Source organism: Streptomyces sp. NPDC048636, from assembly GCF_040650655.1.
Classification (GTDB): domain Bacteria; phylum Actinomycetota; class Actinomycetes; order Streptomycetales; family Streptomycetaceae; genus Streptomyces.
Map to the genome: position 1 here is coordinate 50,579 of NZ_JBEZHR010000017.1, position 21,615 is coordinate 72,193.

Consider the following 21,615-nt stretch of genomic DNA (forward strand, 5'->3'; position numbering starts at 1 on the left):
GCTGAACGGGGTTCAGCCCGTGCCGCTGGTGGTCCGTTCGGTGCTTGGGGACCATCCGGGCAGGTCTATCGGGCCGCAGGCGGGGGTGAGGGTCACCGCTGAGGGGGGTAGTTGCCAGAGCTCCGTCAGTTCGGCGGCCACCGTGGCGATGAGCTTGCCGACGTCGCCGGGAGCGGTGGCATGCATACCCTCGGAGACGATCAGGGCCGAGGCCGTGGTGTCCCGGACGACGGAGTGGCCGCTCTGCCGATGGGTCCAGCGACGCGCATGGGCGCGGCCGGCAGCGTCGGCGAAGATCACCTCCCCGGGGTCCGGATGTTCCGCCTTGCCGGAGAAGGACAGGAACACCTCATCGCCCACGGCGTGCCGGACCTCCAACGGCCCCGTGACACAGGCCAGATCGAACACCCCGACCGGGATGGCGTACGCGACCGAGATGGCGTTGCACAGTTCCACCAGCGGATGGACCGACGGCAGTGACGTGTCCTTGCGGTAGCGCCGCAACAGTGCCTCGGCCGCGTTCCGGTACTGCGTGGGTTTCACTCCCATCCGGGTGAACGCCCGCCGCCACGCCTGGATCTCGGGGAACTCCCCTTCCGTTCCGTCGCCGAGCCGCCTCTCCGCGACGGCGGTGTGCCGGGCGACGGCCGAGGCGAGTGCGTCGGCGGGGACATCGGTGGTGATACCGGTGACATGAAGGGCGCCGGAAACGAGCTCCGGATGCTCGGCCCGGACCGCGGAGGAGTACAGAAGACGCATGGATGTCCTTAGGGATTGACCAGGGCCAGCTTGAGGCCCAGGCCGATGAACGATCCGGCGAACAGCCGCCGGATCCAGGCGAGCACCTTCGGGCGCGCGACCACGTGGTCGCGGACCGCCGCCGCGAAGGCCCCGTACCCGGCGAAGACCACGAACGTGGCCAGCATGAAGACACCGCTGAGCGCCGCCATCCGGGGCAGCGCACGGGGGTCGTCGGCGGACACGAACTGGGGGAGGAAGGCGACGAAGAACATGGTCAGTTTGGGGTTGAGCAGGTTGATCAGTACGGCGGAGGAGATCACCCGGCGGGTGGACCGCGGACCGGACCCGGCCGATACGGCAATCTCCTGACGGTCCCTCAGCGTCGCCCACGCCAGGTAGAGCAGATAGGCCACCCCGAGGTACTTCAGCACTTGGAACGCCACCGCGTTGGTACGCAGCGTGGCCGCCAGGCCCAGCAGGGTGGCCGCCGCGTGCGGGACGGCACCGAGCGTGCAGCCGAACGCGGCCGCGAGGCTGGCGCGCCGTCCGTGCGAGAGCCCGGCCGACAGGGTGTAGACGACGCCGGTTCCCGGTGTGGCCACGATGATGAGCGTGGTGAGGAGGAATGCGATGCTCATGCGGCCACCCTGCCTGAGACAATGGTCCGGTGAGGAGAGCCAAAGAGGGATCGGTCAACAGGTCCAAAGAGAGCTCCGAAGACACCTCCAAGGAGCCCGGCGCCGACTTCCTGCAACTCGACATCGGGGAAGCGCCCGCCCGGGGCCGGGCCCAGTGGCTGGCCGAACGGCTGCGCCTCGCCCTCGCGGACGGCCGCCTCCCGGTGGGCAGCACACTGCCCGCGACCCGACGGCTGGCCGCCGACCTCGGTGTCTCCCGCGGTGTTGTCACCGACGCCTATCAGCGGCTGGCCGAAGCGGGCCATGTCACCGGCCGCGGCCGTGGCGGCACCACCGTGGTCTCCGCCCCGACGCTGCCCCGTCCCGAGCGCCCACCGGCCACCGCTCCGTCCTCGTCGGCGCTGTTCGGCCAGGCCCCGCCCGGTACGGACATCTTCGACCGGCTGCGCACCACACCGGCGCGTATCGACCTCTCACCCGGCCTGCCCGACCTCGCCGCCTTTCCGCGCGCCGCATGGCTCCGCGCCGAACGCGCCGTGCTGAACACCCTGGAGCCGTCCGCGTTCGGCTACAGCGATCCGAGCGGAGCACCCGCCGTACGGCGGTCCATCGCCCGGTGGCTGGCGCTCAACCGCGGGATCCGTGTCGACGCGGAAGAGGTCATCATCGTGGCCGGGGTCTCCCAGGCGCTGGCCCTGATCGCCCATGTACTGCGGCGGGACGGCATCACCGGCATCGCCGTCGAGGACCCCTGCTCCCTCGGCATCCGTCAGCATCTGAACTACTGGGGCATGGACACACCCCCGGTCCGGGTCGACGCCGACGGACTGCGCGTCGACGAGCTGACCGCGAGCGGGGCGAAGGCGGTCGTGCTCACCCCCGCACACCAGTTTCCGACCGGTGTGGTGCTCCACGGCGACCGGCGGCGACACCTGTCGCGCTGGGCCGAGGACGGCGGGCTCATCATCGAGGACGACTACGACGCGGAGCACCGCTATGACCGCCCTCCCGTCTCCGCGCTGCGCGCCGCCCTGCCGGAACACGTCTTCTACACCGGGTCCATCTCCAAACTCCTTGCCCCCGCCCTGCGGTTGGGATGGCTGCTCGCACCTGCGCGTTACCGCGACGCACTCGCCCTCGCCAAGCGCAACAGCGACCTCGGCAACGCGGTGCTGCCGCAGCTGGTGCTGGCCGAACTGCTGGACTCCGGGGAGCTCGAGCGCCAGTTGCGTCTGCTGCGCCGACGCCATGTGCACCGCCGGGACGCCATGATCAAGGCCATCGCCGGTCAGCTGCCCGGCACGGAGGTCCACGGCGCGGCGGCCGGACTCCACCTCACGATCACCTTCGCGCCCGGGGTGGACGGTGTCGCCCTCGCCGCCGCGGCGTTCGCCCTGGGGGTCAAGGCGCATCCGCTGTCCTGGTACGGCCAGCGGCCCCAGCCGCCCGGCATCGTCCTCGGCTACGCGGCGTCCCCACCGGGCGATATCGCGGAGGGCATCGCGGCGCTCGGTGCGGCGCTGCGCCACCAGGTGGGCGGAAATCCGCGGTAGGGCCGGGTAACGCCGGTGTGTCTCCGTTATGTTGAGGTCGAGGAGTCCACGCAGTGAGTGTCGAGGAGGCGGCGGTGACGCACGGCGCGCAGGAGCAGGAGCACACTGCGGGCTCACCGCTCTGGGACCCCGAGGCCGCTGGGATCCTCCGGCTGCCCTCCGGCCGTCTGGTGCGTGGCCGGGGACTGCGGAAGCCCCTGCCCACCGGCCCGTCGCCCGGCTACGCGGTGTATCTGCTGGGGGCGCGGCCACCGGAGACGGCCTGGGAATCCGACTGGCTCCGCTGGCCGGACTTCCGCCTCCCCAGTGACCGCGCCCGCGCCGATGCCCTGCTCAGGGAGGTGTGGCGCCGCGCGGAGCACGAGCGGGTCGAGGTCGCCTGCGGTGGCGGCCGCGGCCGCACCGGCACGGCGCTGGCCTGTATCGCCGTCCTCGACGGCGTTCCGCCGAGCGAGGCGGTGGACTTCGTACGGCGGCGCTACGACCGGCACGCCGTCGAAACCCCGTGGCAGCGCCGCTATGTGCGCCGCTTCGGCGCCGCCACCGGCTGAGCGCACGGTCGCCCCGGGCGCCCGGCTGCGAGGATGTCCGGTATGAGCGACGAAGGCACACGAGACGAACTGCTGGCCGAGGCCGTGGAGTTGCGGGAACGAGGCGAGGTCGAGCAGGCACGGCGGCGGCTGGTGGCGCTGGCCGCCGACCATCCGGAGGACGCCGAGATCGCGTACCAGACGGCCTGGGCCCACGATGCGCTGGGGCTGGAGGCCGAGGCCGTCCCGTTCTACGAGCGCGGCCTGAGCGGACCGGGGCTGTCGGACGCCGACCGCCGCGGCGCGCTCCTCGGGCTCGGCAGCACCTTCCGTGTGCTCGGCCGGTTCACCGAGGCGGTCGACACCCTGCGCCGGGGCGTGGAGGAGTTCCCGGACGACGGTGCGTTCCGGACCTTCCTGGCCATGGCCCTGTACAACACCGGCCACCACCACGACGCCATACGGCTGCTGCTCACCCTGCTCGCCGAGACCAGCGACGACCCGTCGGTGCGGAGCTACCGGCGGGCCATCGCGCACTACGCCCAGGACCTCGACGAGACGGAGACGGTCTGAGGCGGTCTGAGGGCCGGGGAGCGGGCGGGGGGCTCAGGCCGCGGGGGAGGCGGCCAGGGGTTCGTAGCAGTCGTAGTTCCGCTGGCCGACGATGCGGCCGTCGCGGAAGTCGATGAAGGTCGCGATATGGGCGCGCAGGACGTGGCCCGCCGGAAGCTCGCCACGGGACACCGCGAGCGTTCCGGTCCAGCGCACCTCCAGCGCCACCTGGTCGCCCGAGGCGACCGCGCCGATCACCTCGAAACTCTGCTCGCGGAGCACCCGGCGGCCCGCGTCGGCCGCCGCGTCCATACCCGCCAGATCGCGCACGGCTCCCTCGGGGAACAGGGCGTTCGGCAGCTCGTGGTGGACCATGTCCGGGTGGAGGAAGGCGGCCAGTTCCTCACCGCCCGCGAAGCGGGAGACCGCCTCGTGGTAGCGGAGGGCGATATCGACATTGGGGTGCTGCGGTATTCCGGTCATGTCAACAACCATAGTTGCACAACCGAGGTTGTCAAATAGAGAATGGCGGTATGCCGCAGCCCGTGGAACCCCAGCAGCTGGACACCGCCTCCCTCGCCCTCTTCGTGGGCCTCGCCGCCTCCGACCTGATCCAGGAACGGATGGCGGCCGACGGCTTCGGCGATGTGCGGTTCTCACATGGCTATGTCTTCCAGCACCTCATCGACGATCGGCCGACCATCGGTGAACTCGCCACCAAGCTGGACATGACCCAGCAGGGCGCCTCGAAGGCCCTCGCCGAGCTGGAGCGCCTCGGCTACACCGAGCGTGTCCCCGACGACCGGGACGCCCGGGTCCGCCGTGTCCGGCTGACCGCACGCGGCCGCGCCGCGGTGACGGCCGCCCGGGCGGCGCGGGCGGCGCTCGACGCGCGGCTGGCCGACCGCTTCGGTGACCGGCGGCTCGCCGAGCAGCGGGCGCTGTTGAGCGAGGTGCTGGACGAGCTGGGTGGTAGCGACGCGGTCCGCCGCCGGGACATCCGGCCACCTCATTGACGACCGGGGCCTCTGTGCCCCGCATCGCGCGCCATGAGCAGGCCCGCCCGTGCGCGTCCCGGCACCCCCGGGCGCGGCCACGAGCCGGTGGCCCGGTGTCCGCCGTACGCGGCCCACGCACTTCCCGGCGACACCGCCGCGTGGGCGGCTAGGGGGCCGTGGGCGCTAGGCCCAACTCCCGCTCACCCAGCGGTGCGAAGAACGCGGCCACGTCCCCGTCCGTCACCTCGGCGAGGGTCGCCGGGGACCACCGCGGCCGGCGGTCCTTGTCGACCAGCTGCGCGCGGATCCCCTCCACCAGGTCCGGGCTGGACAGCGCGGCACAGGAGACGCGGTACTCCTGGTCGAGCACCCGCTCCAGCGGACCGAGCGTGCGGGCCCGCCGCAGGGCCGTCAGCGTCACCTTCAGCGCGGTGGGGGACCGGGTGAGCAGGGTCTCGGCGGCCTCCTTCGCCGCGGTCACGGACAGGGCGTGCAGCCGGTCCACGATCTCCTCGACCGTGCCGCCCGCGTACGCCTCGTCGATCCACCCCCGCTGGGCGTCCAGTTCACCGGGCGGCGGCTGCCGCGCGTAACGGGGCAGCACCTCGTCCACGGAGGACCGGGCGAGATCCGCCAGCAGTGCGGGCACCCGCTCCGACGGGACGAAGTGGTCCGCGAGCCCGCACAGCAACGCGTCCGCGGCGCCCACCGCCCGGCCCGTCAGGGCCAGATGGATGCCGAGCTCACCGGGGGCGCGGCCGAGCAGATAGGTGCCGCCGACGTCGGGAACGAAGCCGATACCGGTCTCGGGCATCGCGACCCGGGAGCGCTCGGTGACGATCCGTACGCTGCCGTGTGCCGAGATCCCGACCCCGCCGCCCATCACGATGCCGTCCATGACCGCCACATACGGCTTGGGGAAACGGGCGATCCGCGCGTTCAGCCGGTACTCGTCGGCCCAGAAGGCGGCCGACGCGGTGCCCCCGGCGCGGGCGTCCGCGTGGACGGCCACGATGTCGCCACCCGCGCACAGCCCCCGCTCGCCCGCGCCGGTGATGACCACCGTGGCCACGGCCGGATCCCGCTCCCAGGCGGTCAGCGCCCCCTCGATACGCGTCACCATGGTGTGCGTCAGGGCGTTGAGGGCCCGCGGGCGGTTGAGGGTCAGATGGGCCGTATGCCCTTCGGTGCGCAACAGCACCTGCGCGTCGTCGGCCGCCGTCATCGGACCGCCCCGGCCGGACCGGTCTGTGCGCGGGTGTGTGCGCGGGGCGGGGTGAAACGCATGATCTCGTCCATTCCTTCCACGGTTCGGCGCGGCCGCGGAGCGCGGACCACCTCGTCCGTCGCCGCACGTCCGAGGCCATACTGCCCAGGTCCGCCGTGCCGCGGCTAGCCTTGGCCCCATGACAGCAATCTTGGTCAGCGCGTGTCTGCGCGGAGTGCCCTGCCGGTACGACGGCCGCCACAAGGCGGTGTCAGCACTGGACGAGGCGGTGGCCGGGCACGATGTGGTGTCCTTCTGCCCGGAGGTGGCGGGCGGGCTCACCACCCCGCGGCGCCCCGCGGAGCTGGTCGGCGGTGATGGCCACGACGTCCTGGAGGGTACGGCACAGGTCGTCGACGACACAGGACGCGATGTCACCGCCGCGTTCGTGGACGGCGCCCGGCGTGCCCTCGAGGCGGCCCGGCGGGGCGGCTGCACCGAGGCCCTGCTGATGCCGCGCAGCCCGTCGTGCGGGCAGGGCGCGGTTTACGACGGATCGTTCACCGGGGAGCTGACACCGGGCGACGGGGTGACCGCGGCGCTCTTCGCCCGCAACGGCATCACCGTGCGGCCCGCGCCCGGGGTGTGAGGGCGCACCGGCCCGCCCATGGGCAGCGCCCTCTCACCCCCGGTGGCGTCCCGGATGGAACTCCAGCCGCTGGATCCGGTCCACCAGCTCCTCGGCCCTGGACTTGATGATCTCCAGCCCCTGACGGCCCCAGGGCTGGGGATCCTGGTCCACCACACAGATCGTGCCCAGCGCCACCCCCGTACGGTCGATCAGCGGCGCGCCCAGGTAGGAGTGGATCCCGATCTCGTCGACCACGGGATTCCCGGCGAACCGCGGATAGTCGCGGACGTCCTCCAGCACCAGCGCCTTGCGCCGTACCACCACATGCGGACAGTAGCCGTGGTCACGCGCCATCACCCGGCCGGGCTGGGCCTGGGCCTCGGCTTGGGCCCGGGCCTCGGCCGCGTCCTGCGGTCCGAGGTCGACCGTGCGGTCGGCCACCGCGGTGTACAGCCCCGCGAAGTACTGGCGGTGCTCGTCGATGAAGTTGACCATCGCGTAGCGGCCACCGGTGGCGGTGGCCAGATCGCGCGCGAAGTCGTCGAACTCCGGGACCGGACTGTCACCGATCCCCAGCTCCCGCAGCCGCAGCACCCGCGACGGCGCCTCGGTGTCGTCCGGGGGGAGCAGCAGATGCCGCATGGCGATCCCACCCTCGGAGCCGGAAGTCGGGTCATACGGCGTCGGTGACATGGGAACTCCTCGTGTTGAGCAAATGCTCTACCAGGGACATGAGGATGCGGATGCCGGAGGCGTTCTCACGGGCGTCGCACAGCGCCACCGGCACCTCGGGTCTGAGATCCAGCGCCCTCCGCACCTCCTCGGGACCGTAGCGGTGTGGCGCCCCGTCGAACTCATTGACCGCCACCAGGAAGCCGATGCCACGGCGCTCGAAGAAGTCGACCGCCGCGAAACAGTGCTCGAGCCGCCGGGTGTCGGCCAGCACCACGGCCCCCAGCGCACCTGTGGACAACTCGTCCCACAGGAACCAGAAGCGCTCCTGACCGGGGGTGCCGAAGAGATAGAGCACATGCTCGGGGCCGAGGGTGAGCCGGCCGAAGTCCATCGCCACCGTGGTGGTGGACTTGGCCTCCACCCCGTGCAGACTGTCGGTGGCGGCGCTCACCTGCGTCAGCAACTCCTCGGTGCACAGCGGTTCCACCTCGCTGACCGCGCTCACGAAGGTGGTCTTCCCCGCCCCGAAACCCCCGGCGACCAGGATCTTGATGGCGGTCGGGAACGGGCCCGGGGTTCGGGGCACTTCAGAGTTGTCTACGGAGCCCATCCAGCACCGCCTCCAGCAGTTCTCGGTCGGCCGGGCCGGGCCCCAGGGGTGCGGGGTCGAAGGCCCGGGTGGCCACCACACGGCTCTCCAGCAGATCGGAGAGAAGTACCTTGATCACGGTCGCGGGCAGTCGGATGCGTGCCGCGATCTCGGCGACGGTCACCGGCGTCCCGCACAGCTCCAGCACATCCGCGTGATCCACGTCGAGCAGATCGCGCGGCCGGACACCGGTGGCCATCACCATGGTCAGCAGGTCGAAGTGGGACGTGGGCCGGGTACGTCCGTCGCTGACGGTGTACGGCCGGACGAGCCGCCCGGCCGCGTCGTCGAGCCAGGGGCCCGCCGTCTCGGGTGTACGGCCGGTCAACGATCCGCCGTCAGCCGGGCCGGGGTCGCCAGATGCGGCCGAACGGCCTTGACCAGCATGGCCATCTCATAGCCCAGGACCGACGGGTCCGCCTCCCGGCCCGCCAGCACCGCCAGTTGGGCGCCCTGCCCGGCGCTGGAGACGAAGAGCAGCGAACCACTCAGCTCGACCACCACCTGACGTACGTCGCCACCGCCGTCGAACCGCATTCCGGCGCTGCGGGCCAGCGAGTGCAGTCCGCTGGAGAGGGCGGCCATATGGTCGGCGGTGTCGGTGTCCAGCCCGTGCGCGGCCTTCACCAGCCCGTCCGACGAGAGCAGCAGGGCGCTGCGGGTGTACGGCACACGCCGCACCAGACCGCCCAACAGCCAGGAAAGATCCGTCGACTGACCGTACGACGCTTCGCTCACGATGATCAGTTCCTTCTCCATGAGGGGGACGGGCTAGCGGGCCGCATCGTCATCGTCCGGGGTGTCCCGGCCGTGGCCGGGTGGTGGACGATGGCCGATGTCCGGGGGAGTGGCGCCCGTGCCCGTGCCCGTCGTGTCGGCACGGCGGAAACCGCCCTGGAACGCGGCCATCAGCCCGGGGTCGTGCTCGGTGTCCCCGGCCGTGCGGGGGCGCGGCGCCTCCCGCAGCTCGGGGGCCAGGCTCTCCTGACGGTGACGCCGGGGCAGCGAGGGGCGGCCGTCGGCGGGTGGCGGAACCGGCGCCGCCGGGTCGGGCGCTGTGGGGTCCGCCGCTCGGAGGTCGGGCGCTCGGGGGTCGGGCGCTGTGGCACCGGGCGCGTAGTGCGGTGCGGCGGAACGGGGCATGGCCTGTGGCGGGGACGGCTCCCTGGGCGGTGGTACGCCCGACCCGGGAGCCCGGACGGATGCGGTGGCGGAGCTCTGCGACGGGTCGCGCAGAAGGGTGGTCTCGGTGTCCTCCTGCCCCAGCAACTCGTGCGGCAGCACCAGAACGGCCTGGGTGCCGCCGTAGATGTTGCTCCGGAGCTGCACGGCGATGGTGTGCCGGGTGGCGAGCGCGGACACCACATAGAGCCCGATCCGGCCGTCCTGGAGCAGCTCGCCGAGGGCGATGTGGTGGGGGTCGGCGAGCAGCGCGTTCATCCGGTCCTGCTCCGTCCGCGTCATGCCCAGGCCACGGTCTTCGACCTCGATGGCCAGGCCCGCGGTCACGAGCTGGGCCCGCAGCAGCACCTGGGTCTGCGGGGCGGAGAACACGGTGGCGTTCTCCACCAGTTCGGACAGCAGGTGGACGACATCCGCCACCGCGTGTCCGCGCAGGGTCCCCTCCACCGGGGGCACCAGTTTGACCCGTGAGTAGTTCTCGACCTCCGCGACCGCGGACCGCAGGACATCGCTGACGCTGACGGGGCGGGTCCACTGGCGGCGGGACACCGCGTCGCCGAGCACGGCCAGGTTCTCGGCGTACCGGCGGATGCGGGTGGCCAGGTGGTCCACCTGGAAGAGGCCCTTGAGCAGGTCCGGGTCCTCGACCTCGTTCTCCAGGTCGTCCAGCAGCTCGATCTCACGATGGACCAGCGACTGGAGCCGGTGCGCGAGATTGGCGAACACCTGCACCTTCTGGACATGGTCCTCGAACGATCCGGCCACCGCGGCCGCCTCGCCCGTCGGAGCCACCTGGGCAGGCGCCTGGGCCGGACGTGGCGCGGGGGCGCCCCCGGGTTCCCGCAGCGCCGCCACGGCGGCCTCGGCCATGCGCCGCGCCGCGGCGATCTCCTGCCCGAGCAGGTCGAGCGCACCGCCGGTGTGCTCGGACGGTGTCGTCCGCGGGCCCGCCACGGGAGGGAACCCGTCCCGCCGCGGTGTCAGCCACATGACGAGTCCGACAAGCTCCGCCGCGGAGCTGACCAGCGCGGTGTGACGGCGGGCGACGGCACGCGACTCGGCGACCGCACAGCGCCAGGCGCCCACCAGCACGGCACACGTCAGCAGCAGGGCGCCCGCCAGTACACCGCGGCTGACGGAGCCGTCCGGACCGCCACCCGCACGCACCAGCTGGGCGACGGCCGCCGCGCTGGTGAGGGCCACCAACCCGGCGGGCAGCACGGCGAAACGCACCATGCGGCGCCGGATGGCACGGTCGCCCGCGTGTTCCGGCGTGGAGCTCCTGCCGTGCCGGGCGCGGGAGCCCGAACCGCCATTGGGCAACGGCGCGCCCCCGCCGTAGGACGCCACCGGTCCGCCGTACGGCGTTGCCACATCCATGGGCACCGTACGGCCTGAGGGTGCGCGGGGCGAAGGTATCGGCATCGGGATCCTCGGGTTCTGTGACGTTCGGCATGACGCGGGCAGACGTGTGCAACGCACCAGGGGTGGCGGCGCTGCCGTCGCAGAGGGGGGACGCGGATGAGTAGACAACACGTGGGACGGTCCGCGCCACTCCCGGAAGAAACTCCGCGGAGCGGGCCGACGGAGCCGCTGCGGCGCGTTCGGCCCTGTGCGAGAGGTGCGCCACGGTGCTTCTGATGAGTCGTCAATCTGCTCTGCCGAGCGGAGATCCTGTCACCGCCGGGGTAGTTCGTCCTTCCCGCTTCACGCAGGTCAGGGCGGGGTTGACCGCCCTGCCACCGGGCCGTGGCGGGGCGGGTGCCGAGGGGAGGCAGGGGCGGTGGCCTCTGGCCACGGTGGCCGTTCCACGGCACTCCCGTTCCCCTTCCTTACCGGCTTCCTTACCGGCGAGTTCATCGTTCGAAGGTCAACCGCGGGGAGCCGTCACTGTGCACTTCTATCCTCGCCGTCCGCTCCGGCCGTGCCTACTCTCCTGAGCGGCCCACGACCCAGCAGAACAGGACCCCTTGATGAGTCATCACCACGACTCGCTGCTCGCCCGGCAGGACCCACGGCTCGACATCAGCGATGTGTATCTGTTCCGTGGTTCCTCGGGGACCGTCTTTGTCGTGAACGTCAATCCGCTCTCCGGGGAGGGCGGTTTCCACGACGACGAGAGCCTCTACGAGATCAAGGTGGACACCGACGGGGACGCTGTCGAGGACCTCACCTACCGCTTCACCTTCGACGCACCGGACGCCGACGGTACCCAGCGGTGGGAGCTGCGCTGGCTCACCGGCGCGGCCGCCAGCGACCGCTTCGCCGAGGGCGATGTGCTGCTCTCGGGGCTCACCGGGCGGCCCGCAGCGACGGCCGAGGGGCTGCGGGTGTGGGCGGGAGCGGCCGGGGACCCCTTCTGGATCGAGGGCTCGGTGGTGACGGCGGTGAAGACCGGGATCGCCCAGGGCACCGCGCCCGACCTGTCGGGCTTCGACCCGGCCGCCGCGGTGAACCTCTTCGCGGACACCTATGTCCACTCGATCGTCCTGGAGGTGCCGGACCGCGTTCTCGGTGGCGCCGGGGCGACGATCGGCTTCTGGGCGGCCACCGTGCTCGCCACCGACGCGGGCGGCTGGCGGCAGATCAACCGCTGTGCGCATCCGCTGCTCAACACCCTCTTCGACCTCGAAGACACCGAGCGCCACATCGACTTCAACGCCACCGAGCCCGTCGAGGACCGCGAGCGCTACGGCCCGGAGCTGCTGCGCGCCACCGAGGGGGCCGTCGCGGCCACCGGCGCCGCGCCCCACCCGGCCGCGTACGCCGCCCGGCTGCGGGATCTTCTGCTGCCCGACGTCCTGCGGTACGAGGTGGGCAGCGAGGCCCACTTCGGTGCCGAGGCGCGCAACGGGCGCGCGCTGACGGACTGTGTCCCCGAAGTGATGTTCGAGCTGGTGCTGGGCGCGCCCGTAGGGATGGCGCTGGACGCGAGCGCCGCCGCGGGGGCACCGCGCGGTGAATTCCCCTATCTCTCCGCGCACGAGGATTTCTCCGCGCACGAGCCGAAGGGCTGACGCCCCCGCCCGTACGTGTGGTGGCTGGTCGGCCCGTGTGATTGCGCCGAGTTGTGACCGTGGGGTGATTCACGGTTACCGCGGCGCGGGAAGAGGATCAGCGGTCGGGAACGATCCCAGGCGTGGGATCGTCCCGTTCCGTCACGTCGGGTGATGACTCCCGCTGTGATCATCCGCCGTTGAACGCTGCACCTTCCGAGGGCCGTTGTCTCGTTCATTGCCCTGATCACCACGTCGACTTGATGATCCGTTCGACCCTGCCAGCATGTGGCGGCGCGGGCCTGATGACGGCCCGCACCTCCACGAAGCCGAATGACAGGAGTCGACCCATGTCGCGTCCCACCCGGCGTCTGGTGCTGCACCGCGGTGCCGCGGGCCTGGCCGGAGCGGTGCTCGCCGGACCGGTCGCCGCGGCCACCGCACCGGACACCTTCGCCGCCACCACCGGTTCCGCCGGTGGCGGGGAACACCCGGCGGCGCACCGGCGGCCCGCGGGGCATGAGATGCCCGAGCCGTTCGACGAGATGTACGAGGGCCGCCACATCGAGGGCTGGCCGGAGGAGGGCGGCCACGGCGGCCACGCCGGACCGCACGAGGGCATGGAGTTCGTCGTCCGGATCGACAACGACGATCTGCACATCATGCGGAACGCGAACGGCAGTTGGGTGAGTCTGGTGAACCACTACGAGACCTTCACCTCGCCCCGCGATGTGGCACGCGCGGCGGTACGCGAACTCAACGGCGCCGACCTGGTCCCCGTGGTGACCGGCTGAGGCCCCCGTCCGGCCGTTCCCCCACCTCCGACTCCGAGGAGTTCCCCACACATGGCAGTCCGGAAGAACCAGGCGAACCTCACCGCCACCGAGAAGCGCGACTTCGTCGACGCGGTGCTCGAACTCAAGCGCGCCGGCCGCTACGACGAGTTCATCAGCACCCACAACGCCTTCATCATCGCCGACACCGACAACGGGGAGCGGACCGGCCACCGTTCGCCGTCCTTCCTGCCCTGGCACCGCAGGTTCCTGTTGCAGTTCGAGGAGGCCTTGCAGAGCGTCACACCGTCGGTCACGCTGCCCTACTGGGACTGGACCGTGGACCGCTCGCCCCGCAGTTCCCTGTGGGCCGACGACTTCCTCGGCGGCGACGGGCGCGCCGGTGACGGCCGGGTGACCACTGGGCCGTTCGCCTTCGGCAGTGGTGAGTGGCCGATGAACATACGGGTGGACGGCCGTACGTTCCTGCGCCGCGCGCTCGGCGCCGGGGTGCGCGATCTGCCCACCCGTGGCGAGGTCGACCGGGTGCTCGCCCTGACCAGCTATGACACCGCCCCCTGGAACAGCTCCTCCGACGGCTTCCGCAACTACGTGGAGGGCTGGCGCGGCCCCAACCTGCACAACCGGGTGCATGTGTGGGTCGGTGGCCAGATGACCACCGGCGCCTCGCCCAACGACCCGGTGTTCTGGCTGCACCACTGTTTCATCGACAAGCTCTGGGCCGACTGGCAGCGGCTGCACCCGCGGTCGGGATACCTGCCGACCGCCGGCACCCCGAACGTCGTGGCCCTGGGCGACACCATGAAACCGTGGAACGACGTCACTCCGGCCGAGATGCTGGACCACACCCGGTTCTACACCTACGAATGACAGGTGCATGACCTCCTCCGGCCGGTGACCCGATTGTCAGTGGGGTGCGACATGCTGTGTCCCGGGTCGACGGAGAAGTGTTCTCTCCGTCGCTGACCCATGGGCAACGGCGTGGTGTGCCACGTGTCCCGGGGAGGGCCGACGAGGCCGAACGCCCGGGTCTGTTGCCGGATGTGATGGACCGATTCGGCGCAGACGCCGGGCTGGAGGTCGACAAGTGGTCAACGCGGACGCGACCGCGTGGGAACGGTGCAGTACGGTCCGGGTGGTGCCGCCCGTCCGGGCGCGCAAGCTGGCGAAGGTTCCGTTCGTCGAGCTGGCGGAGGGGCGGTTGCAGGGGGTGGTGTCCAGTGGTTCGGACATCGCCCGGGTGTATGTCTCCTCAATCGCGGCGGGCACCCATGCCTTGAGTTGCAGCACCAACAACAACCGCCCGTGCGGCGGTTTGTACGGTTCGCCGTGCAAGCATCTGCGGGCCCTCGCCGACGAGGCGGTCCTCCAGTACGGCATCGAGCGGGTGGCCCGCTATCTGCGGGTCGAGGTGGCCGCGGACGCGGACCTGGTGAGCAGTCTGGACGGCGGTGTGGAACAGGCCCCGGCCGCCCCCGTGTTCAGCCGCTTCCTGCGCCACCTCGCCTATCTGGAGCTGCCCGACACCACGGCGCCGGTGCCCGAGATGCACTGGTTCCCGGCCACGGGGGCGGTCGCCTGATGCGCGGCATACAGCTCTCCGAACTGCTCGAGGCCACACCGGTCGGAAGCGGTGAAGCGCTCGACCTGGTGGCCGCCTTCGACGACACCCTGGTCCAGGGCCTGGCCCGGCTCGGGGAGGACCGCGCCGCGGCGCTGACCGCCCTGGCCGCCGCCGTGGCGGGGACACCGCTCGGCGCGTCCGTGGCCGAGGCGGCCGGGAAGGTCGCCGCCGGATCCTTCACCGAGGAACACCTCACGGCCCTGGCCGGGGCCCGTACCGCCCTCTTCGGCGCGGTCCACGACGCCCGGCTCACCGGCCTGGACACCGCGCTCGGACGGACCAGGCAGACCTGGGAAGAGCCGCCCGCGGCAGCACCGGTGCCCGACAACCTGCTCGCCGGATGCCGGTCCTGGCTCCAGGAGCTGGCCATCACCGGCTGGCGCGGTGTCGACCACGATCTGATCTCCGCCGCCGACCAGACCGTCGAGGCGCTGCTCGCCGACCCCGCGTCGCGGCGACCGGCCGTTCTGCTCGACGGCCTCGCCACCGAACTGCGCGCCGCCTCACCGCTCGCGACGGCCGACCGGCTGCCCGTCCGGCGCTGGGCCGACCTGTGGGCCCGCGGTCTGCTGCTGGCCCACGGCGGGGAGCGCTCCGGGGGAGCCGGGCCCGTGGAGTCCGTGTCCGGACGGCTGCTGATCCTCGGCGTCGATGTGCACGAGCACGCCACCGCCGTCCAGGCGCAGGTGCACGGTGTCCTCGAGCCCACCGGCGGGGGACCCTCGCGGCTGGTGCGCACCGCTGTCACGGCCGCGAAGGTGGACACCATCGTCGGCCCCGCCCTATGGCGCCTGCTGCACCGTCACCCGGTGCTGCTCACGGCGCTGGCCGAGCAGCGCGCCCTGGAGATCACGGAGCTGCCGGTGCTGGCCGGGGGCGATCTGGTGTGGCACGACGACCGCGCCACCGCGGGAGAGCCCGCCGACCCGTTCGTCACCGCCCGGGTCCAGCTCGCGGACGCGGTGGCCGCACCGGTCCCGCCGCTGGAGCGCCATCCGGTGCGCATCGCCGAGCCGGTGTTCCTGGAGGGGTACACCACCGACGGCGGTGTGCTCGAGCTGGACGGCACCACCCTCCCCTTCGACCTGGAGCGGCTGCCCGGCTGCGGACCGCTCACCCCCGCACTGGTGGCCGCCTCCGCGGCCTGTATCGGCCTGCTGCGCTGGGGCGGCGACCGCTGGGCGCTCCAGCCGCTGGCCGTCCAGGCCACCGTCAAGCGCAAGAAGACCGATGTGCACGGCGGTGCCTGGGCCATGGGCATCACCGATCCGAAGCTGGCCAAGGCCGATGCCCGGGCGGGCGACGCGGTGGCGGTGCTGCGCGAGCGGGCGGGACGGCTGCTGCGGAAATGAGCGACCAGACGACGAACGCGCACACGACGACGAACGCGCACACCACCGCGGACGGTAGCGCCGACCGCAACCGGCGGCAGGTCCTCTACTGGCGCCTGCTGTCCCGGCTGTTCGACCCCGAGGAACAGCCCACACTGGAGGCCGCGAGCGTGGCCATCGTGGACGACATCGGGCTGCCGTCCGGGCTGCTCGACCCCGCGGTGTCCGTGGACAACCTGGTGCAGCGCTTCCCCGACCTCCAGGACGAGTTCCGGGAGCTGATGGCGCCCGGCGCCGAGGACACCGGCGACGAGGAGGACGATCCCGGTGCCCAAGTGCGCCGCGCCGCGCTGGTGTCCAAGCTGCTGCTCAACGTGTTCGCCACCGGCACCGGCAATGTCACCGCCCAGCAGCTGTCCGACTGGAAGCGTGACGCGGGCTGGTGCACCGAGGCCATGGGCACCGAGTCCGCGGGTGAGCTGAGCGGTGTGCTGGCCACCCTGGAGGGCGACCTGGTCAAGCGGATGCGGCTGCGCGAGGTGCTCGCCGACAGCTCCCTGGCCCGTCAGCTCACCCCGAGCATGTCCCTCATCGAACAGCTGCTCCGCGACAAGGACAACCTCTCGGGTGTGGCGCTCGCCAACGCCAAGGCGCTCATCCGGCGTTATGTCGACGAGGTGGCGGAGGTGCTGCGGACCCAGGTCCAGCAGACCAGCGTGGGCACCATCGACCGCTCGGTGCCGCCCAAGCGGGTGTTCCGCAACCTCGACCTGAACCGCACCATCTGGAAGAACCTCACCAACTGGGACCCGGAGAGCGAGCGGCTCTATGTGGACCAGCTGTTCTACCGGCACACCGCCAAGCGGACCACACCCGCCCGGATGGTCGTGGTGGTCGACCAGTCGGGGTCGATGGTGGACTCGATGGTCAACTGCACCATCCTCGCCTCCATCTTCGCGGGACTGCCCAAGGTGGACGTCCATCTCGTCGCCTACGACACCCGTGCGCTCGACCTCACCCCATGGGTGCAGGACCCGTTCGAAGTGCTGTTGCGCACCCAGCTCGGCGGGGGCACGGACGGCACCGCAGCGATGGCCCTGGCCCGGCCGAAGATCGCCGATCCCCGCAACACCGTGGTGGTGTGGATCTCCGACTTCTATGACAACCGGGCGCTGATGACGAACTTTGAATCCATCCACCGCTCCGGGGTGAAGCTCATCCCGGTCGGCTCCGTCAACAGCTCGGGTCGGCAGAGCGTGGACGAGTGGTTCCGCGACCGCCTCAAGAACCTCGGCACCCCCGTGATCTCCGGCCATATCCGCAAGCTCGTCTTCGAGCTCAAGAACTTCCTCGCCTGATCCATTGAAGGAGAACGACCCATGTCCGACGCTTCCATGCTCCGCGCCCCGGCCGAGGTGAAGTACGCCGAGGAGCTCGACTGGCTCGAGTCCGTCGACGACGGCCCGAAGCCGTTCTCATGGCGGCTCAGCCCCCGTATGGTCCGGCTGTTCATCCTGGGTTCCGAGCGCGCCGACGGGCTCGACCGGGAGATCTCCCCGAAGTGGTTCGGCGACCGCAGCTTTGTCGAGCGCAGCATCGTGACGCTCGCCTCGGACCGCGGACTGCTGCTCATCGGCGATCCCGGCACCGGCAAGAGCTGGCTCGCGGAACTGCTCTCGGCCGCCATCTGCCGTAACTCGACCCTCGTGGTCCAGGGCACCGCGGGCACCACCGAGGACCACATCAAATACTCGTGGAACGTCTCGATGGTCATCGCCAAGGGACAGTCCCGCGACTCGATGATCCCCTCGCCGATCATGACGGCCATGGAGAGGGGTGTGATCGGCCGCTTCGAGGAGCTGACCCGGTCCACCAGCGATGTGCAGGACGCGCTGATCTCGATCCTGTCCGAGAAGTACGTGTCCATACCGGAGCTCGACGATGACAACATCGTCTTCGCCAAGCCCGGCTTCTCCATCATCGCCACCGCCAACAGCCGTGACCGCGGGGTCAACGACCTCTCCTCCGCGCTCAAGCGCCGGTTCAACTTCGTCCGTATCCCGGTGGTCACCAACAAGCGCAGCGAAGCGGAGATCGTACGGTTCCGCACCAGCGAGCTGCTGCGCCGCCACCGGATCGAGCTGGAGGTACCGCCCACCCTGCTGGACATCCTGCTCCAGAGCTTCGCCGATCTGCGCACCGCGTCCGCCTCGGCCACCAGCGACGACGAGAAGCTGGAGTCGGCGCTGTCCACCGCCGAGCAGATCGGTGTGCTCGAGGACGCCATTCTGCACAGCCAGTTCTTCGGCGACCGGGTCCTCGGCGCCCGTACGCTCGCCAGTTCGCTGGTGGGTTCGCTGGCCCGGCGCAGCCCCGAGGACCTGGCCATCCTGAACAAGTTCTGGCACGGCGTCGTCGAGCCGCGCAGCAAGGAGGACGAGGACGGGGGCTGGCAGGACTTCCTGGAGGGCGGCCGAGAGGCGATCGAGACCCTGTCATGACGGACCTGAACCTTTCACACGAGTCCGCCACGGGTGCGGTCGGGCACCCGTTCGGCGCCCTCCGCGAGCAACTGCGCGATGCCGCCGACGTCTTCGCCACCGACCCGGGCGCGGTCCCCGCCATCCTCTCGGGCATGGTGGACGACGTCGACCGGGCACTGCGCGAAGAGCTCGAGATCTTCCCGGTATGCCATCACTCCCCGGCCTCGGCCCTGGCGATGGTGCGGCGGCTGAAGGAGAAGCAGCCCAAGGTCATCTATCTGGAGCTGTGCGAGGACCTGCGCCCGCTCCTGGACGAACTGCGCAACTGCCGCCTCCCGGTGGCACTCCAGGCGTTCGCCAGCGAGATCGACGGCTTTCCGCCCGCCTGGGCGCCGCTCAGCGTGGTGGCACCCATCACCGAGGCGTCGGCCGAGTACCAGGCCATCGCGTACGCCCTGGAGACACCGGGGGTGGAACTGGTACTGGTCGACCGCTCCACCGACCATGTCTTCCAGTGGGAGCCCCGGCAGCCCGCCGGGGACACCCCGCCAGATCCCGCCACGGCGGACGGCGGCGACCGGACGGGCCAGGACACGGGGCAGGACGAAGCCGCCCTGCACGGGGACGCGGTCGGCATCGAGATCGGTGATCTGCGCCCCCGCTTCGCCGAGCTGGAGCGGCATCTGCTCCACCACGGCAAGGTCAGGCACTGGTCCGAGTGGTGGGACCAGTACGTCGAACAGCCCCTCGTCGGCGCCGACTACGACACCTACCGCCAGGTGATGGTCATGATCGGCAGCCTCTTCCGCAGGCTGCGCCCCGATCCGCGCGGACGCGACACCCGGGACGAGGACCGCGAGCGCTATATGTGGACGCGGATCCGCGAACACCTGGCGGAGTCCGAGGCCGACCCCGCGCACTGCATGTACGTATGCGGTGCGTTCCACGCGGCCAGCCGGGTCGAGCAGTTCGGCCTCGGCGCCTCGGCGGAGCCGTTCCCCATCACCCCCCGCTCGGCCAGCCGCTGGATGTACGGGCTGATCCCGTCCAGCCACTCCGCCATCGAGGCGCAGTTCGGGCTGGCTCCCGGGGCGGTGTCGATCGCGGCCGCCACCTGGTCCAAGGCGCTGAAACGCGGTGGGGACACCCCGTACCGGCTGAAGGGCCAGCAGTCCTCGGGCACCAAGCGCACCGGGAAGAAGCCCGGGCGCGGGAAGGCCACGCCCACGGGGGCCGCACCCCAGGCCCCGGAGGCGGTCACCGACCGGCTCTCCGGATTCCTGGGCAGTCCGCCCGCGCTCGACGGACTGGACGAGGCCGAACTGCTCGGCTGGTGCGTCGACATCGTCCGGCTGGCCCGCCGCAACGGCTATCTGTCCAGCACCGCCGATGCCATCGCCGTGTTCGAGACCTCGATCCTGCTGGCCGGGATGCGCGGCCGCGCCCGTCCCACCCCGTACGACTTCGAGGACGCCGCGGTCACCTGCATCGAGAAGGACTCCGTACCCGGCCGCCGCGATGTGCGCCGACTGTGCGAGATCCTGCTCGGTGGCGACCGCATCGGCACGGTCGGCTATGACTCGCTGCCGCCCCTGGCCCGTGATGTGCTCGACCGGCTGGAGCCGCTCGGGCTCAACCTGAGCGCACGGACCAACCAGCGGGCACTGCTCGACCTGGACGCCGAACCTCAGCTGCGGCCCTGCTCGGATCTGCTGTGGATCCTGCGCCGTCTGCTGGGGGATGTGGCCCGTCCCATCATGGGATCCCGGCGGCTGGGCGAACGCTCCATCCAGGAGAGCTGGGACCTGGCGATCGGGCGCAACCAGCGGGCCCTGGTGGAGCTCGGCTACGAGGGCGTCACCATCGAGCAGGTGCTGGAACAGCGGCTGCGCCGCGACGCCTGGGCACCGGAGGCCACCGCGGCGGCCGTGCTCGAGTCGGTGGAGGAAGCGCTGCTCTATCTGGGGAGTCCACGGCTCGCCGACGACCTCGGGAACCGGGCGGTGGAGCTGCTCACCTCCGAGCGCACGGTGGACGGCGCGCCCCGGGTGCTGCGGCAGATGCGTCGGCTGCTGGCCCACTACCGCGCCACCGAGCCGGAACTGCCGCGCTGGTGCGAGGCGTTCGTGACCGCCGGGTACGCGCACTACTGCACCCTGCTGCCGACCGCCTTCACCGACGAGGACACCGGGGTCCGCCAGGTGGCGGCCATGCTGGGCTTCCTGTTCGGTATGGAGAGTTTCGCGCTCTCGCTCGGCTGTGACCACAGCCAGCTGGAGCTGGCGGTGCGTCAGTGCCATCCCGAGACAGCCGACAAGATGGCCCTGCTGTGGGCGGCCACCACCCACCTCGGGCTGACCACCCGGGACGAACTGCGGTCGCGGTGCGATGAGTTGCTGGCCAACCCGCTGGTCGTCCCGGCCTTCCCGCGCTACCTCAGCGGGTTCCTCCAGGCCCTGGAGCCGGTTCCGTCGCTGGCGCCGTTCGTGGTGGAGCTGATGTCCAAGGCGTTCGCACGGCTGCCGGACAGTGTGTTGCTGCCCTGGTTGCCGGGGCTCATCACCACCTTGCGTGCCGAGGCGGCCGAGATGGTGCCGCTGCTGGTCCGGGAGGCGGGCCGTACCTTCCCCGGCGCCCTGTCCGCCGTGGACGGCTGGGTACCCCCGTGGTCGTCCCGGCCGTCCCGTTCGTCCTCGGACGGCGACAGCGGTACGGCGCCGGGCGCGGTGTCCGGCCCCGCCGCGGCGGCCGCCGAGCTGCTGACCGCCCATCCGGAGAGCTGTGACGCCGTGGCCGGGCTGCTCGGCTGTGACGGTGAGTGGCGGACGGACGGGCCGGCCGGCGGCGGCGCCAAGGCGTCGCGGGAGGTGGACACATTGCTGACCGGCCACCCCGATACGGCGGAGGCGGTCGCGCGGCTGCTCGCACCCCAGCCGGTCGGGTAGCGGCGATGGCGCCGGGTGGCCGGGCCGGTGCGGCCCGGCCACCCGGCGTACCCCACGCGCCGCGGAACCCCTGCCGCCGGAACCCG

22 protein-coding genes are annotated in these 21,615 nt (G+C 71.5%); 13 read left to right on the forward strand and 9 right to left on the reverse strand.

Annotated elements, in window-relative coordinates:
• Nucleotides 1–12: 12 nt before the first annotated feature.
• Together AB0C66_RS31600 and AB0C66_RS31605 are read right to left on the reverse strand one after the other, a co-directional pair.
• On the reverse strand, nucleotides 13–759 hold the full coding sequence (locus AB0C66_RS31600; protein ID WP_362446366.1) for a phenylalanine--tRNA ligase beta subunit-related protein: 747 nt from the start codon (nucleotides 757–759) through the stop codon (nucleotides 13–15).
• An 8-nt stretch (nucleotides 760–767) separates the two neighbouring features.
• Complete coding sequence (locus AB0C66_RS31605; RefSeq protein WP_362446369.1) at nucleotides 768–1,379, reverse strand: LysE family translocator; 612 nt, start codon at nucleotides 1,377–1,379, stop codon at nucleotides 768–770.
• Nucleotides 1,380–1,408: 29 nt separating this feature from the next.
• On the opposite strand from AB0C66_RS31605, the gene AB0C66_RS31610 reads away from it, so the two are divergent.
• From AB0C66_RS31610 to AB0C66_RS31620, 3 genes are all read left to right on the forward strand, one after another.
• A complete protein-coding gene (locus AB0C66_RS31610) occupies nucleotides 1,409–2,932 on the forward strand; it encodes a PLP-dependent aminotransferase family protein (RefSeq protein WP_362446372.1) in 1,524 nt (507 codons plus the stop codon).
• 143 nt (nucleotides 2,933–3,075) lie between these two features.
• A complete protein-coding gene (locus tag AB0C66_RS31615) occupies nucleotides 3,076–3,483 on the forward strand; it encodes a protein-tyrosine phosphatase family protein (RefSeq protein WP_362446637.1) in 408 nt (135 codons plus the stop codon).
• A 42-nt stretch (nucleotides 3,484–3,525) separates the two neighbouring features.
• The gene (locus AB0C66_RS31620) at nucleotides 3,526–4,035 is read left to right on the forward strand and encodes a tetratricopeptide repeat protein (protein ID WP_362446375.1); all 510 of its coding nucleotides are present in this window, start codon (nucleotides 3,526–3,528) and stop codon (nucleotides 4,033–4,035) included.
• A gap of 33 nt (nucleotides 4,036–4,068) precedes the next feature.
• On the opposite strand, the gene AB0C66_RS31625 is transcribed toward AB0C66_RS31620, so the two are convergent.
• Complete coding sequence (locus AB0C66_RS31625; RefSeq protein WP_362446378.1) at nucleotides 4,069–4,497, reverse strand: nuclear transport factor 2 family protein; 429 nt, start codon at nucleotides 4,495–4,497, stop codon at nucleotides 4,069–4,071.
• A gap of 50 nt (nucleotides 4,498–4,547) precedes the next feature.
• Between AB0C66_RS31625 and AB0C66_RS31630 the strand changes: the two genes are divergently transcribed.
• Nucleotides 4,548–5,030, forward strand: a complete 483-nt coding sequence (locus tag AB0C66_RS31630; protein WP_362446381.1) for a helix-turn-helix domain-containing protein — start codon at nucleotides 4,548–4,550, stop codon at nucleotides 5,028–5,030.
• Between the two features lie 148 nt (nucleotides 5,031–5,178).
• Here AB0C66_RS31630 and AB0C66_RS31635 read toward each other — a convergent pair whose 3' ends face one another.
• On the reverse strand, nucleotides 5,179–6,237 hold the full coding sequence (locus tag AB0C66_RS31635) for an enoyl-CoA hydratase/isomerase family protein (protein WP_362446384.1): 1,059 nt from the start codon (nucleotides 6,235–6,237) through the stop codon (nucleotides 5,179–5,181).
• A 181-nt stretch (nucleotides 6,238–6,418) separates the two neighbouring features.
• Between AB0C66_RS31635 and AB0C66_RS31640 the strand changes: the two genes are divergently transcribed.
• Nucleotides 6,419–6,868 carry a DUF523 domain-containing protein gene (locus AB0C66_RS31640; RefSeq protein ID WP_362446387.1) on the forward strand — a complete coding sequence of 150 codons (450 nt, stop codon included), beginning with the start codon at nucleotides 6,419–6,421 and terminating at the stop codon, nucleotides 6,866–6,868.
• Nucleotides 6,869–6,901: 33 nt separating this feature from the next.
• On the opposite strand, the gene AB0C66_RS31645 is transcribed toward AB0C66_RS31640, so the two are convergent.
• Genes AB0C66_RS31645 through AB0C66_RS31665 form a run of 5 tightly spaced genes read right to left on the reverse strand, consistent with a single transcriptional unit; the run spans nucleotide 6,902 to nucleotide 10,736 of the window.
• Nucleotides 6,902–7,543, reverse strand: coding sequence for a GAF domain-containing protein (locus tag AB0C66_RS31645; protein WP_362446390.1), 642 nt, complete (start codon nucleotides 7,541–7,543; stop codon nucleotides 6,902–6,904).
• On the reverse strand, nucleotides 7,524–8,135 hold the full coding sequence (locus AB0C66_RS31650) for an ATP/GTP-binding protein (RefSeq protein ID WP_362446393.1): 612 nt from the start codon (nucleotides 8,133–8,135) through the stop codon (nucleotides 7,524–7,526). Before AB0C66_RS31650 ends, AB0C66_RS31645 begins: the two co-directional genes overlap by 20 nt.
• Complete coding sequence (locus tag AB0C66_RS31655; RefSeq protein WP_362446396.1) at nucleotides 8,113–8,502, reverse strand: DUF742 domain-containing protein; 390 nt, start codon at nucleotides 8,500–8,502, stop codon at nucleotides 8,113–8,115. The genes AB0C66_RS31650 and AB0C66_RS31655 overlap by 23 nt, the downstream gene beginning before the upstream one ends.
• Nucleotides 8,499–8,933: a roadblock/LC7 domain-containing protein gene (locus AB0C66_RS31660; protein WP_362446399.1), complete on the reverse strand. Its 435-nt coding sequence runs from the start codon at nucleotides 8,931–8,933 to the stop codon at nucleotides 8,499–8,501. Before AB0C66_RS31660 ends, AB0C66_RS31655 begins: the two co-directional genes overlap by 4 nt.
• A 12-nt stretch (nucleotides 8,934–8,945) precedes the next feature.
• The gene (locus AB0C66_RS31665; protein WP_362446402.1) at nucleotides 8,946–10,736 is read right to left on the reverse strand and encodes an ATP-binding protein; all 1,791 of its coding nucleotides are present in this window, start codon (nucleotides 10,734–10,736) and stop codon (nucleotides 8,946–8,948) included.
• A gap of 593 nt (nucleotides 10,737–11,329) precedes the next feature.
• Between AB0C66_RS31665 and AB0C66_RS31670 the strand changes: the two genes are divergently transcribed.
• The 8 genes from AB0C66_RS31670 (at nucleotide 11,330) to AB0C66_RS31705 (ending at nucleotide 21,529) form a co-directional block, all read left to right on the forward strand.
• A complete protein-coding gene (locus AB0C66_RS31670; protein ID WP_362446405.1) occupies nucleotides 11,330–12,373 on the forward strand; it encodes a DUF4331 family protein in 1,044 nt (347 codons plus the stop codon).
• Between the two features lie 329 nt (nucleotides 12,374–12,702).
• Nucleotides 12,703–13,146, forward strand: coding sequence for a tyrosinase family oxidase copper chaperone (locus AB0C66_RS31675; RefSeq protein WP_362446408.1), 444 nt, complete (start codon nucleotides 12,703–12,705; stop codon nucleotides 13,144–13,146).
• Between the two features lie 51 nt (nucleotides 13,147–13,197).
• Nucleotides 13,198–14,016 carry a tyrosinase family protein gene (locus AB0C66_RS31680; RefSeq protein WP_362446411.1) on the forward strand — a complete coding sequence of 273 codons (819 nt, stop codon included), beginning with the start codon at nucleotides 13,198–13,200 and terminating at the stop codon, nucleotides 14,014–14,016.
• A 217-nt stretch (nucleotides 14,017–14,233) separates the two neighbouring features.
• Nucleotides 14,234–14,728: a hypothetical protein gene (locus tag AB0C66_RS31685; RefSeq protein WP_362446414.1), complete on the forward strand. Its 495-nt coding sequence runs from the start codon at nucleotides 14,234–14,236 to the stop codon at nucleotides 14,726–14,728.
• Nucleotides 14,728–16,122 carry a hypothetical protein gene (locus AB0C66_RS31690; protein ID WP_362446417.1) on the forward strand — a complete coding sequence of 465 codons (1,395 nt, stop codon included), beginning with the start codon at nucleotides 14,728–14,730 and terminating at the stop codon, nucleotides 16,120–16,122. The genes AB0C66_RS31685 and AB0C66_RS31690 overlap by 1 nt, the downstream gene beginning before the upstream one ends.
• A complete protein-coding gene (locus tag AB0C66_RS31695; protein ID WP_362446420.1) occupies nucleotides 16,119–17,459 on the forward strand; it encodes a VWA domain-containing protein in 1,341 nt (446 codons plus the stop codon). Before AB0C66_RS31690 ends, AB0C66_RS31695 begins: the two co-directional genes overlap by 4 nt.
• Before the next feature lie 21 nt (nucleotides 17,460–17,480).
• The gene (locus AB0C66_RS31700) at nucleotides 17,481–18,602 is read left to right on the forward strand and encodes an AAA family ATPase (protein ID WP_362446423.1); all 1,122 of its coding nucleotides are present in this window, start codon (nucleotides 17,481–17,483) and stop codon (nucleotides 18,600–18,602) included.
• Nucleotides 18,599–21,529 carry a DUF5682 family protein gene (locus AB0C66_RS31705; protein ID WP_362446426.1) on the forward strand — a complete coding sequence of 977 codons (2,931 nt, stop codon included), beginning with the start codon at nucleotides 18,599–18,601 and terminating at the stop codon, nucleotides 21,527–21,529. Before AB0C66_RS31700 ends, AB0C66_RS31705 begins: the two co-directional genes overlap by 4 nt.
• Nucleotides 21,530–21,615 lie beyond the last annotated feature (86 nt).